Below are 13,236 nucleotides of genomic sequence, written 5' to 3'. Positions count from 1 at the left end.
CCTGTCAGTAAAATTTATGCGCCGTATAAGGCTGTTGGCCAAACTGAAGCATGGCGGCCAGGCGTTGTCCCAGTTCCCGTGGCGGTAGCACAAGGTCGGGATGGTCCGTCCGGATGGCAGCCTTGGGCATGGAGTCAAACTGTGCCGACGCCGGCTCTTGCACCAATACCTCCCCGCCATGCCGGTAGAGCATGAGCGCACCCTCTGCGCCGTCCGTGCCCATCCCCGAGAGAACGACGCCGATGGCATGCTCGCACTGATCCTGGGCCAGCGATGTAAAAAAGACATTGATGGCTTGGTTCCATACGTAATCCTCCGGTCGGGGCATGAGGTATAATGTACCTTGTCGTATCTCTAACAGGACGTCTTCCGGCATGACATATACATGGCCGGCCTCCGGCACGACAATGCCGTGAAGCCGCTCCACCGGCATCACCACATATTTTTCCATGATCTCGGGCAGCATGCTGCGGTGGTCGCGCAGCAGGTGTGTGACGACCACAAAGGCCGCAGAAAGTCCCGGCGGTATGTCGTGGAAAAATTCTTTCAGCGCGCTGTGGCCGCCCGCGGAGGATCCTATTCCTATGATGTATTGAGGTGCGTTTTTCATGCGTTATAACCAGCCCTTTCGTTTAAACCATATATAGATTCCCAGGGTTACGACGACCATAACCAGCAAAACAGCCGGGTAGCCTAGCCGCCAGGTTAGCTCGGGCATATACTGAAAATTCATGCCATAAATGCCCACGATAAACGTAAGCGGCATAAAGAAGGCAGAGAACAACGTCAGCACACGCATCACCTCGCCTGCCCGCTGCGAGTTCAGGGAAATGTAAATGTTCAATAAACTGGTCAGACTGTCCTGTATATGCGCACTCATGGTCTGCAGCCGCACGAATGAGTCCTTCAGGTCGTTCAGCTCGGGTGTAGGCAGCTGTTTCTGTAAGTTGTCGAGAATGACGCGTGTCAGGTCTAATACCCGGGAGATTACCGAGGCGCGACGTTTGAGATAATAAAAGCTTTTTAGCATGCTCTTTTTGTTCTCTTCCAAAAAGACTTGCGGCTCGAACGTGTCGATGTCCTCAATGACTTTGCTCAGGGGCGCCTCATAGGTGGCCAGCACATATTCGATAATGCGTTGCAGAATTTCATACGGTGAGCCGCACTGACCGGTATCGACATAGCTATCTTTTATACGCGCCAGAAAGTCGTAGTCGGCGCGGTGTATGGTGATGATCACCTCCGGCTTGATGAAGACTGCGATCTTGTCCGTCACCTCCTGAATAGAGTCGGCGCGTTTGTCGATATTGTCGGCATAGGCCCGCAGAATGACAAACTGTACGGAGTCGGTTTGCTCGTATTTGGGCAAGTGCGCCGGTTGCAGCGAGTCCTCTACCAGGGTACGGTGTAGTCCATACTTCATGGCGATCTCCTGCAAGTCTTTCTTTTCTGGCTGCGCCAGATCAATCCAGGTAAAGTCTGCGCCGTGATTTTCTTTTAAGATGGTGGTCACCTTTTTACCAAACCGGCGTCAAAAAATTATGCCACCGCCGAGGTACAAAAGCGTCACCTGCCATCGCCTGGCAATTCGATCTTGTCCAGGTATTTGTTTACATCACCGGCCTCGGCCAGGGCAATCTTGTCGACTTCGTTGGTGGCGTCGTCTAAATAAACCTCAATAAAATCTTTGCCAACGGCATACAGGTTTACTTTGAACGTCCCATGCACCATGGTCTCCAGGTATATGCCATTTTCCCAGACCCACTTGGCTTTATCGTTTAGCGGGAGGTTTTCAAATTCCAGCCTCGTCATGCGGTATCGTGTTAGGATTTCTGTAAATATACGGGTAATTCTGAAAGCTCATATTTTTTGACACGCGGGCACGTAACAGGCCTGTACCTTAGGTGTCGCCGTTACAGTTACTAATGAGCCGTTCACTGCGAATAGGTGCCTCCCGTCCCAGGAAACATATGTTTTTATAGGGACCTTCATTTTTGTCTGTGAGCAAATGTGTATCTTGATTAGTACCAACCAGCGACCGAGGGAAGATGTCTAAAAGCAAACGTTTAGTGTACATCGACGACGACGAGGATGACATCCTTGTTTTAGCCGAAGTACTGTTACAAATAAATGATGAAATTGAATGTATTTCTGCCGTCAACGCGCAGGACGGTTTGGATCTATTGGAACAAAGTGATCCACCGCATTATATATTTCTCGACATCAATATGCCGCGCATCAGCGGGAAAGAATGCCTGCAGCACATACGGGCCAACCCACGGTATGACCATGTGCCGGTGGTGATGCTTTCCACGTCTACGTCCGATACCGACATTAAAGAGTGTATGGCGTTGGGCGCTACTGCTTTTCTGGTAAAGCCCAGCGACCTGTTGGTATTTGTTGAGAAGTTGCGCGCGTTGTTTGAAAGCATTCACCATCAGACATTGCTGCGGGGGGCTCCGCGAAAACAGTAAGCAAAATTCACATGGGCAGGTATATTGTAAACGTAGCCCCTCGTCCAGGCTCGCCGGCGGCAGTGATGAAGCCGTGGTGGTTGTCCATGATCTTCTTGCAAATGGCTAAGCCGATGCCGGTGCCCTCGTATTCGTTCTTGCCGTGCAGGCGTTGAAATACCTGGAAGATGCGCTCACTGTATTGCGGGTCGAAGCCGATACCATTGTCGGTGATGGTGATGCGGTGATACATGCCTTCGACGGCCGACGAATCGATCGCTTTTCCTTGCACCGTGTCTGCAGTGATGACAACGCGCGGCGGCACGCCGGGCTTTATATACTTCAACGCATTGGATAAGATGTTGGAGAGCAGCTGCTCGAATTGATACGGTATTACCTTCATTGCCGGCAGTGCGTCGGCTTCGATCGTTGCCCCCACAGTCTCGATACGTTCGCTGAGCTGCTCTTGTACTTTCGCCAGCAACCCGCCCAGCTCCAGGACCTCAACGTGTTGTTCGGTGGCGTTCATGCGCGAGTAGGAAAGTACGTCGGCAATGAGCTGCTGCATCTGCATCGACGCTTGCTGCATGCGCCGGAAGTAGTCCTTGCCCCGGTCGGTCAGCGCGGTCTCGGTGGCGTGTATGCGGGTGGCAAAAGTCTGAATCTTGCGCAAGGGCTCTTGCAGATCGTGGCTGGCCACAAAAGCAAATTGAGCAAGCTCTTCATTTGATTTCTGCAACGCATTGTTCGACTTTTCCAGCTCGGCGGTGCGTTCCTTTACCTTTATCTCCAACGACTCCGTAAAAGTTTTCTGCTGTGTGATGTCAATCACCGTGCCGTACATGCGCAGCGGCTTTTTGTCCGTATTGTGTACGATTTTGCCGTGTACCCGCACCCAGTGAACAGTGCTGTCGGGCCAGACAACACGCGCCTCGTATGAAAGGCCCCCCGTGGCAAACGACGTACGGATGGCTCGCTCGCGGATGGGCAGGTCGCCGGGATGCAGCGCAGCAATCAGTTGCTGGTGCGTAACAACATCATTTGCCGAAAAGCCAAATATTTCCACCAGACGAGGCGAGCTATAAAATTCCTGGTTCTCCAGGTCCCAGTCGAAGGTGCCCATATCGCTGGCTTCTACAGCAAGCCGCAGGCGCTGCTCGGCGACCTGGATCTGCATAAGCGAGTGTTGGAACTTGCGCTCGTTCGCCATGGCTTTCTCCCGTGCGCGCAACGTTTGCATGGTTTCCTCGCTGATTCGCTCGTCGAGATCGTGCAGAATCTTGCGCAATTGCTGCAGCTCTTCGTACGAGATGGTGAGTCGCTCCGATGCACCCGTCCGGTCGGAACCGGTCTGCCCGGAATCTATCGTATTTTCGACAACCGACAGCAGCATGATGAGATTGGCCGCCATGATCTCGACCGAGGTAAAACCAGCACGCGCCTCTTCCACGCGGCCCTGCTGATAGAGATCGATCAACTGAGCCGCGGCCAGGTGCATGTCGCGGTGAACTTTTTCCAGCTCGACCACCTCGGGTATAGAACCGTAGGCAGCCAGTGCCAATCCATAGATCCACTCGCCCAATGCACACGTAGTGTGCGACGATACGTGTTGGTCTGTCTGGCCGTGATACAGGATCGAACGAAGCTGCGTTTTAAATAATATATGCTTCGTCCTGGCTTGTGCAAAGTCCAGCGTAGAGAGATCCATGGTCACAAAATTTGAAGTGTCAAGATAACGATATATTCGTACACGTGCGACACGGTTGGCCGCGCGTTTTACGTGTGCCGTGTTTAAAAATGAAGCACGTATTTTTCCTTGCTGGGTTGCATAGTTTGCAAGCTCCAGTCAATGGCTATTATCTGTTGAATAGCCGATTTCAGTTTCTCGAATGATCGCGGTTTGTGAATATAAAAATTAGCACCCTCGTGGTACGTACGGTCAATGGTGCTGTCTTCGTTCGAGGTAGAAAAGATGACGACGGGTATATCGCGGAACTTTTCGATCTGCTTCATTTCTGTGAGGCACTCGAAACCGTTTTTGCGGGGCATGTTTATATCCAGGAAAATAACGCTGGGTGGCGGCGGGACGGTTTCCTCCAGCTTCTCCATCAGGTCCACACCATCTGTCGCCACCGTGAGGCTCGCATCCGCAGAGAGCTCACGAAGGGCATCTTCAAACAACAGGCGGTCGTCATCATCGTCGTCCGCCAGGAAAAATCGCTGCGCCATACATACACGTTGTGACGTTAAAGATAACCATTTCAGTGAACCTCACAACTCCGGGAATTCCCGTAGGACACCTAGCCCATTTCCAACGCCAACCGCAGGCTTTGCTCCTGCAGCGGCTTGGTCAGGTAATAATCCGCGCCCAGCTCTTTCGCCCGCTGACGATCCCCCGGATTGTCGGAAGAGGAAACAATAAAAATCTTTACATGTTCTTTGCCCGGTATACGCAACCGACGGAACGCTTCCAGAAAACCGAATCCATTCATAATGGGCATGTTGAGGTCCAGCAGGATCACGTCGGGCAAGGCCTTTGCTCCCTGGTAGTAGTCGTTAAAAAGCTGGAGCGCTTCTGCTCCGTTTACGGCCATGTGAATGTCGCTGGCAAGACCCATGCGTTGCAGCGTCTTGGAGCTCAGAAAATTAAAAATGCTGTCATCATCAACTAATAATACACGCTTCATAGCATTCCTTCTTTAATGGTGATATTTTCTAAAATGCTTGCCAGTCCTGCAACGGTTGCGCTGGCCTGTGAGAGCCCACGGGCCGGTATTTAATGTTATCGCACCGCATTGGGGTGTTTGCACTTGGTCCAATACCGGAAGATGAGACTCATAGTTTCTTCCAGCTCCCGAAACGAGGGTTCTTTCAGAAAAAAACCCTGTGAGGACAAGTGATACGCTTCCATCACAGTGGTCGGTGCCACGGCGGTGGAAAAGAAAACAAATGGAATGCTCTTGTTGCGGAGGTAGTCGTCGCGTTGAATTTCACGTTTGAGTTCCAGCCCATTCATAATCGGCATGTTCAAATCGCAGATAATAATAAAGGGTTTATCTGTGGTAACACGTAAATAATCGAGTGCGTCCCTACCATTCTCGAAGTGCTCCATCTCTCTTTTTTGGCCTATTTTCTCCAGGACCTCCGCCAAAAGGTCGCGGTCGTCGGTATCGTCGTCTACTAGTACAATGGGGTCTCTCATGAACAAGGATTTTTTGGGCCCTGCAGATCGTATGCTGAACCTACTTATTTTTTTGATAAAATAATACCCCCTACCCCTAGTCCTGATTTGCGTTTTTTGTGTGTACATTTATCCCCGAGTTGAAACAGATGGGAAAGCATCTTTTACTAGCCGATGACGATGACGACGACAGAATGCTTTTCCAGGAAGCCCTACGGGAAGTGAGCCGGGACACGCAGCTAACGATGGCCATTGACGGCGATCAGCTCATGGAGGTGTTGGATGCGCTGTTGCCCGAGCGGCCGACAGTGCTTTTCCTGGATCTCAATATGCCGCGTAAGAATGGTTTTGCCTGCCTGGAAGAGTTGCGTCAACGAGAGCCATTTAAAGACATGCCTATTGTCGTGCTGTCTACGTCTGATGATATCGCCACCATCGACATGTTACACCGCTCCGGCGCAAGTCACTATATATCGAAACCACCTTCTTTTGAGGTGCTTAAATCGGTAGTCGAATATTTCTGCCGCGTCGACTGGAATATGGCCCACCCCTCGTCACGCGAGGCGTTCGTACTGACATTCTAGTATTGCAATAAAAATTCTTTTTTGGAAGGTTGCGTTGCCCGCAACTGCAGGTTCAGACTCAGCACATCGTGAATAGCCTGCTTTAGTTTTTCAAAGCTATTCGGCTTGCAGATGTAGTAGTTCGCGCCCTGGCTATACAACTTCTCAATAATCTTTTCCTCGTTCGAGGTGGAGATCATCACAACGGGTATATCCTGTAGCAAAGTCCGCTCGCGCATTTCGCGCAAGCATTGAAACCCGTTTTTGCGAGGCATGTTGATGTCTAAGAAGACCAGGCTGGGCAACGACGGCAGCCGCTGCTGTAACTTTTCCATCAGCTCTTCACCGTCGCTGGCCATTACCAGGTCTACGCCGGCATATACTTCGTTCAGCGCATCTTCGAACAACATACGGTCGTCTATGTCATCGTCCGCCAAAAACAAACTTTTGTTCATGCTATGATTGGTTTTGGTGAATGCCATTCAAGTAGAACCAATGTGCTCCAACGAAAGTTCCGTACACCCATGCTGTCTCTGCTATAACGATTTTACGAATTGGCTTTGTAATAAACAACAATCGCAATACCAAAGAATAAGGTAAAACGATGTTATCGCCAACACCTGCACATTTCACCGCAAGATTTTGCCTACAGCCCAGGCGTCAGACATTTCACCGAATGTAGTGAAACAAAAAAATTAAATTACGTCACCCTGTTTGTTTGACAATTCCACTGGGTTGCCGTCTGAATTCCGCCGGTGCAATACCTGTTGTTTTAACAAACAACCTGTTAAAGTAAGCGGGATCTTCATAGCCCAGATTGTATGCTATTTCTTTTACCGTCATATCGGTATACAACAGCAACCGTTTCGCCTCCAACATGATCCGATCTTTAATAATGTCATTCGGTGTCTCTGACCGGTAACGGTTCAGCCGTTTACTCAAGGCTTTGGGTGTGATGTTGAGCAGGTCGGCATAATCGGCCACACCGTGACGTTTCCGGAAGTGACTTTCCACCAGTTGACTGAATTGACGAAGAAACTCAGCCTCGGGCTGATCGTCCTGCTGTGCATAGCCTGCATTTTCTTTCCAGAGCCGGGTCGATTTAATGATAACCTTCTTAACGAGAATTCGCAGCATCTCTTCTACTGCCGTGTCGTCGCGTTGCATCTCGTCGGCGATCTCTTCCAGAATCGCCTCCATGGTAAGCGCATGTTCTTTGGTGAGCGTCACTGCAGCGGTACCATAGACATTGTTATATAAAATGCCATCGCACGACACCTCTTTCTCGTGTATCTGTATGCAATAGAAGTCGCGATTAAAGTATATCACATATCCTTTAAAGCGATTATTGTCTTCTACTTCAAAAAACTGATTGGAGCCTATAAAGAACAACGAGTCCTGCCGCAGGGTATGTTTCTGAAAATCGACACGCAACGCAGAACCTGCGCGCAGGAACAAAATCCGATTGTAGCTTTTGTCGGTCAGGGCCACTTCCGGCAAGGCTGTGGCAGTATCAAATTTTACAATACCGATCTTCTTGTGTGTGAATTGCTTGAATAGACTCATCCCAGGATTAGTTATGGAACTGCTGGTGATAAATAAAATCACCCAGCTCGCGGCTGTACTTGTCCAGATCATCAACACACCGCTTTAAGGCATGGCGCACCAGGTCCCACTGGTCAGTGTCGATGGCGTCCATCCGCAGCAGCTCCAACAAACCCTGCATGGTGCTGATGGGGCTGCGGACACGATGCGACGTCATGAAGGCAATGCGCTCCAGCGCCTCGATGTAGTCTGTTTTTTGCAGCTCTGCATGCTTGAGGTCCGTCACGTTACGGCCGATGCTCATGAACTCGTACAAGGTTCCAAAGGAATCAAATATTCCGCGCACGTACAAGAGGATCCATTGCTTTTCATGCCGGGCATTCTCCAGCTCGAATACTTTCGATATCTCGGGATTATCGGGTGTCAGCAGAAATGCCTGCCGGATGAAAGAGAGCGGTACACCCTTGAGCGTAAACTCGTATATATTGGTCCCTATGATTTCGACGAAACTTTTACCGGTAAAATCCTGGTACTGCGAGTTGACATAGATACGATCACCGTGCGCATTAAACAGCGCAATCAGGTCCGATTGATTTTCGATCAGGGCACGGTAGCGGGCTTCGCTGTACCGCAGATCGGTTAACGCGGCCTGCTTTTCCTGAAGGGCTACTTTGGTATCGGTAATGTCATTGATCAGGAAGAGGTATAGATTGTGGGCAGGCCCCTGGCCGGCGTGTACGGGCAGCAAGTGTGTTTGAAGCCAGACGCGATCGCCGACCGGCGTGTCGTACCGTATCTCACCCGACCACTGCACGCCGGTGGATACAATCGGAAAAAGCGTTTGAAACATGGAGGTATTCAGCAAGCCGTCGAGGTTGGCCAGTGGCGTGCCGATCAGGTCTTGTTCTGCGCGGCCGAACGTCTCACGAAACTGGGCACTTACCCAGGCAATACGAAAGTCTTTATCCAATACAGCGAAACGAACGTTCGCCGCACTGGCGTTTATGCTGGCATTCAGGAATGCATGCTCGTCTTTTACCAGGTTCTCAAGGGTAGGTATCATTTTAATGTGTTATTTGTCAGCCAAGCACCGTACAAGCACCGCGGAGGCCTCATTACCAACCCTTCATCGATCAACACCCTGGCCCTCCAGGTATAGGAGGCTCCGCAGAAACTTATACTGTATATATTGAAGTATATTGCTTGCTGGCAGTATACTGTGTGAGAGACTATTACAACAGCCGTATACGTGGTAATAATTCCTCGGTTATGATTTTTTTATAAAATATTACCGCCATCGTTACCAACATTTCCATACTGTTAACACGTCTTCCCAACGATTATTACTGCAGCGTTGCCTTCAGCAATATGGACGCGCGGAGCACGTGCGACACCGGGCAATTTTCTTTTGTTTCCCGGGCTGCTTTCAGAAATTGCTCTTCAGCCATGCCGGGGTGCCGTGCTTTTAACACGATATGCGACTGCATGATGGCGCCGTGCTCGAAGGTAACGACGCAATCGGTGGCGAGCTTTCGCAGGTAACCAACCTCACCCCAACACAAGCTCGGCTTATGGTAAAGCAGCAGCCGTGGACCGCCGCGATCAGCTCCTTGCCCTGGCATGAATTTATCAGGTAAAAATTGCATCCTATAAACCCACCCGATGTTGAAACACCGTAAAAGGCTATAAATTAATTCGGGTATAATTTTGATCAATATTGTTACAAGTCTATATTCACATAACCGTTGGCCACTAACCAAAAAAACCACCCTCCCGCGTGTATTTTGCTTTAAGCTGTTCAGGATAAATTGAAATGAAGTGACTCACTCCATGGAGCCAACGACCTTTGAACCCCGTACACTGCATGATCAGTATACCGTATCGATCATTACACCTGCTGAAACCTTTTCTTTACAAGGGCCCTGGCACCTCGACCCCGAGGATGGCCAGCCGCTGAAAGAAGATCTAAACCGGTTACCCCTAAGCTTTGACCTATTGGTGGCGCTAAACGGCACGCATTACCTGGTACATCCCGAAGATGTAATGGCACTGCAGGACGTCATTGCCCGTTTGCGCACAGGTAAAAGCAGCGACTATCATTGTCGCATCATTCATTCATCCGGATATACCCGGGTATTGCATGGCTTCGCCACGCTACAGACACAACGGATCAAAATGACGCGCGCGCTTCGCGAAGACCAGGATGTTACCTCCCGACAGCAGTCACTACAGCAAAAGCATGAGCTTGAAACCATGGCCGCAGTGGAAATGGCCCGCACCGCGTTCTTTAGCAATGTGAGTCATGAGTTTCGTACGCCCTTGACGTTACTGTTAAATCCCCTGGAAGAAATGCTGGAGCAGACCGGACGCTTTTCCACCGCAGACACCCAGAAGCTCCAAATGGTGCATCGCAATGCACTGCGGCTACAGAAGCTGGTAAACACGCTGCTGGATCTGTCCCGCATCGAAGCCGGCCGCGCCGTCGCCGCCTATCGCCCTACCCGTCTCTCGCAGTTCACAATCGACATCGCCACCACCTTTCGGCCAGCCATGGAAAAAGCCGGGCTGACCTTTTCGATCGATATACCAGCGGTCGATACCGCTTTTTATATCGACCGTGACATGTGGGAGAAGATTATACTCAATCTTCTCTCCAATGCTTTTAAGTTTACGCAAAAAGGCGCGGTATCCATCACCCTGCGGTATACCGATAACACAGCTTTACTCGGCGTGCACGACACCGGTCCGGGCATCGCTGCCGAGGCTATTCCGCAGATTTTTGAGCGCTTCGGTCGCATCGAGGGTGTACCCACGCGGGTAGAAGAAAGCTCTGGCCTCGGCCTGGCGCTGGTGAAAGAGATGGTCGTGCTACATGGCGGCAGCATACGGGTTGAAAGTACACCCGGCCAGGGCACAAGCTTCTATGTAACCATTCCGGCAGGCAAGGATCACCTCCCGCCCTACCGGGTGCAGGAGCGGGACGAACATGCCCCTGACTCCTTTGCCGATGCCACCGCACGATGGCAGCCCGACAGTATGTTGCAGGGGCCGTCGCCCGTCGAAACACCCTCGGGCGATGTAGCCGAGGCGTCGAAGCATGTGGTGCTTTTGGTGGAAGACCATCGCGACATGCGTACCTATCTAACCGATCTTCTGAAACCATACTATAACATACTGACGGCCGAAAATGGTACGCAAGCGCTGGCGCTGCTGCGCGAGGGTATTATGCCCGACCTGGTGCTGGCCGATGTGATGATGCCCGGCCTGGACGGGTTTCAGCTAATGCAGGCCGTGCATGAAAGCCTCGAAGGCAGCCGTATACCGGTCATCCTCCTTTCGGCCCATGCCTCCGAGAAGGCGCGGCTGGAAGGATTGCAACAAGGTGCCGACGACTACCTCATCAAACCCTTTTCACCGCGCGAGCTGTTAGCCCGCGTCAAGACGCGCCTGGAATTGGCCCAGGCCCGCACGCGATCGGAGCGACAGCTCAAGACTGTTAACCACCAGCTCGAACAACGCATCTTAGAGCGAAGCCGCGCCCTGCAAGAAAGCTACGAGTTGCTGAGCGGTATTTTTGAAGGCGTACAGGTGAACCTGAGTTTCCAAAAAGCACTTCGCGACAGCGATGGCACCGTCAAAGATTTTATCCTCAACATCATCAATCCGGCATTTCTCCGGTCGACCGGTCTGACGGAGCAGGCCCGTGGTCAATACTTGTCGGCGGTATTCCCGGACATTCGCGAGCACGAGCTTTGGCACCGCATGGAGCAGGTATTGGATACGGGCAAGCCCCAGCGCTTTGAAACACGCTATGGCTACGGCGGCACCGAGTCCTGGCTGGATATTTCGCTTGTCAAATTTGGCGATGGCGTGATCGCTTCTTCTCTGCCGATTACCGAACGGAAGCTTACCGAAGCCGCGCTACGACATCAAAAAGATCTCTACAAAAAAAGCCTCGACGCTATTCCACACCTGGTGTGGGTCTACGATCTGAAAACAGGCACTACGGTATTTAACGATCAATGGTATAGCTATACGGGACTGTCACCGGAGCAGTGCGTCGACTTCGATCATCGTAATGCCGATGTCTTTCATCCTTCGCAGCGCGTCGAGATACGTCACAAGTGGTCGGATCACATCGCCGCAGGCAAAGCTTATTCGGGCGAGATGCTGGTGCGAAACGCCGCAGGTGAATACCGCTGGCACCTGGACATGACTTTGCCGGTGACCAGCGAAGACGGTGCCGTGGATATGTGGATCGGCACGCTCACCGACGTACACGAGCAATTTACCAGCGAGAAGAAGCTCAAAGAAACCAATGACCTGCTGCAAACGGTATTCGACACTTCCACCGCCTGCATCGAGGTGTTGGAGTGCGTATATGACCACCGGTATGAGATCGTCGACTTCACCTGGAAATACTACAACCACCGCACAGCCCTGTTCTTACAACGTCAGGATTTACTCGGCAAGCGGTTGCTGCAAGAATACCCGGTAGCATTAAAGAACGGTTTATTCAACCGGTATATCAGTGTCTCCCGTACGGGCCGGCCGCTAGAGGTCGAGTTGGCTCCATTCCCCGGTACGAACACCTGGCTACACGTCATGATTTCCAAGCTCGACGACGGCGTGGTCGTGATCTACCACGACATCACCGCCCGCAAGCAAGCCGAGCTTCGGCTTACCGAAAATGAGCAGGAGCTTTTAAATCTCAATGCCGTGCTGCAGCAAAAGAATGACAACCTGGAAATGTTGCACAAGGAGCTGAGCCATTTCGCGTTTGTCGCCAGCCATGACCTGCGCGAGCCGTTGCGCAAAATTCGTACGTTTGCCGACCTGCTGGTAGAGCAGGAACAACACTTATCCGACAAGGGCAAAGCCTGGGGGCAGAAAATTATCGGTGCCGCTACACGCATGGATGCCCTGATTGACGGCGTGTTAGACTTCTCAAAAACCAGCACAAGCCAGTTCCATCAAAAACGTTTGTGCAACATGTCCGAAATATTAGAGGCCACCCTGCTGGACATGGAGGAGAGCATTCGGGCCACACAGGCACAGATCGGGTACGACACGTTGCCGATGTTGTATGGCAATGTCTTACAACTCGGTCAGTTGTTCCAATGCCTCATCGGCAACGCACTGAAATTTCGTCGTACCGATGCCGCACCCCGCATTCGTATCACCACCGACTTTGTCGAGCCGGGCACCGTAGCACATCCTGCGGCGAAGCCCGATCAGGCATACTTCGCCGTAAACGTTGCCGACGAAGGCATTGGATTCGATCAACATTATGCCGACCATCTGTTTAAAATTTTCCAACGATTACACCAATCGCCCGCATACGACGGCACGGGTATAGGACTGGCTATTTGCCGGAAGATCATGGAGAATCACGACGGATTTATCACCGCCCGTGGAATAGAAGGAGAAGGGGCTGTATTCACATGCTACTTTCCGCATAAAAATGAGTAACTTCAACCACAGGCAGGTACAG

General features: G+C 51.4%; 14 protein-coding genes. 3 read left to right on the top strand and 11 right to left on the bottom strand.

Annotated elements, in window-relative coordinates; all coding sequences use genetic code 11:
- Window positions 1-4: 4 nt before the first annotated feature.
- Genes K7P01_RS15940 through K7P01_RS15930 form a run of 3 tightly spaced genes read right to left on the bottom strand, consistent with a single transcriptional unit; the run spans window position 5 to window position 1,812 of the window.
- A complete protein-coding gene (locus tag K7P01_RS15940) occupies window positions 5-610 on the bottom strand; it encodes a chemotaxis protein CheB (protein ID WP_267294726.1) in 606 nt (201 codons plus the stop codon).
- Between the two features lie 3 nt (window positions 611-613).
- Window positions 614-1,513 carry a magnesium transporter CorA family protein gene (locus tag K7P01_RS15935; RefSeq protein WP_267294724.1) on the bottom strand — a complete coding sequence of 300 codons (900 nt, stop codon included), beginning with the start codon at window positions 1,511-1,513 and terminating at the stop codon, window positions 614-616.
- Window positions 1,514-1,566: 53 nt separating this feature from the next.
- Window positions 1,567-1,812, bottom strand: coding sequence for a hypothetical protein (locus K7P01_RS15930; protein ID WP_267294722.1), 246 nt, complete (start codon window positions 1,810-1,812; stop codon window positions 1,567-1,569).
- A gap of 236 nt (window positions 1,813-2,048) precedes the next feature.
- On the opposite strand from K7P01_RS15930, the gene K7P01_RS15925 reads away from it, so the two are divergent.
- Complete coding sequence (locus K7P01_RS15925) at window positions 2,049-2,474, top strand: response regulator (protein ID WP_267294720.1); 426 nt, start codon at window positions 2,049-2,051, stop codon at window positions 2,472-2,474.
- Window positions 2,475-2,481: 7 nt separating this feature from the next.
- Here K7P01_RS15925 and K7P01_RS15920 read toward each other — a convergent pair whose 3' ends face one another.
- From K7P01_RS15920 to K7P01_RS15905, 4 genes are all read right to left on the bottom strand, one after another.
- Entirely contained in the window at window positions 2,482-4,161 is a 1,680-nt protein-coding gene (locus K7P01_RS15920) for a sensor histidine kinase (RefSeq protein ID WP_267294718.1), read from the bottom strand.
- A gap of 83 nt (window positions 4,162-4,244) precedes the next feature.
- Complete coding sequence (locus tag K7P01_RS15915) at window positions 4,245-4,682, bottom strand: response regulator (protein WP_267294716.1); 438 nt, start codon at window positions 4,680-4,682, stop codon at window positions 4,245-4,247.
- 71 nt (window positions 4,683-4,753) lie between these two features.
- Window positions 4,754-5,140, bottom strand: a complete 387-nt coding sequence (locus K7P01_RS15910; protein ID WP_267294714.1) for a response regulator — start codon at window positions 5,138-5,140, stop codon at window positions 4,754-4,756.
- Between the two features lie 95 nt (window positions 5,141-5,235).
- Window positions 5,236-5,655: a response regulator gene (locus K7P01_RS15905; RefSeq protein ID WP_267294712.1), complete on the bottom strand. Its 420-nt coding sequence runs from the start codon at window positions 5,653-5,655 to the stop codon at window positions 5,236-5,238.
- Window positions 5,656-5,783: 128 nt separating this feature from the next.
- Here K7P01_RS15905 and K7P01_RS15900 point away from each other — a divergent pair, with 128 nt between their 5' ends.
- Window positions 5,784-6,218 carry a response regulator gene (locus tag K7P01_RS15900; RefSeq protein ID WP_267294710.1) on the top strand — a complete coding sequence of 145 codons (435 nt, stop codon included), beginning with the start codon at window positions 5,784-5,786 and terminating at the stop codon, window positions 6,216-6,218.
- Here the strand turns inward: K7P01_RS15900 and K7P01_RS15895 are convergent.
- From K7P01_RS15895 to K7P01_RS15880, 4 genes are all read right to left on the bottom strand, one after another.
- On the bottom strand, window positions 6,215-6,652 hold the full coding sequence (locus K7P01_RS15895; RefSeq protein ID WP_267294708.1) for a response regulator: 438 nt from the start codon (window positions 6,650-6,652) through the stop codon (window positions 6,215-6,217). The genes K7P01_RS15900 and K7P01_RS15895 overlap by 4 nt on opposite strands.
- A 250-nt stretch (window positions 6,653-6,902) precedes the next feature.
- Entirely contained in the window at window positions 6,903-7,763 is an 861-nt protein-coding gene (locus K7P01_RS15890; protein WP_267294706.1) for a helix-turn-helix domain-containing protein, read from the bottom strand.
- Between the two features lie 7 nt (window positions 7,764-7,770).
- Window positions 7,771-8,805, bottom strand: coding sequence for a PAS domain S-box protein (locus K7P01_RS15885; RefSeq protein WP_267294704.1), 1,035 nt, complete (start codon window positions 8,803-8,805; stop codon window positions 7,771-7,773).
- Window positions 8,806-9,085: 280 nt separating this feature from the next.
- On the bottom strand, window positions 9,086-9,364 hold the full coding sequence (locus tag K7P01_RS15880) for an OsmC family protein (RefSeq protein WP_267294702.1): 279 nt from the start codon (window positions 9,362-9,364) through the stop codon (window positions 9,086-9,088).
- Between the two features lie 208 nt (window positions 9,365-9,572).
- Here K7P01_RS15880 and K7P01_RS15875 point away from each other — a divergent pair, with 208 nt between their 5' ends.
- Complete coding sequence (locus tag K7P01_RS15875; RefSeq protein WP_267294700.1) at window positions 9,573-13,214, top strand: ATP-binding protein; 3,642 nt, start codon at window positions 9,573-9,575, stop codon at window positions 13,212-13,214.
- Window positions 13,215-13,236 lie beyond the last annotated feature (22 nt).

Source organism: Parachryseolinea silvisoli (assembly GCF_021190955.1).
GTDB lineage: Bacteria > Bacteroidota > Bacteroidia > Cytophagales > Cyclobacteriaceae > Ohtaekwangia > Ohtaekwangia silvisoli.
The sequence above is the reverse complement of the archived record's forward strand: the minus strand, read 5'-3'. Positions and strand labels throughout refer to the sequence as shown.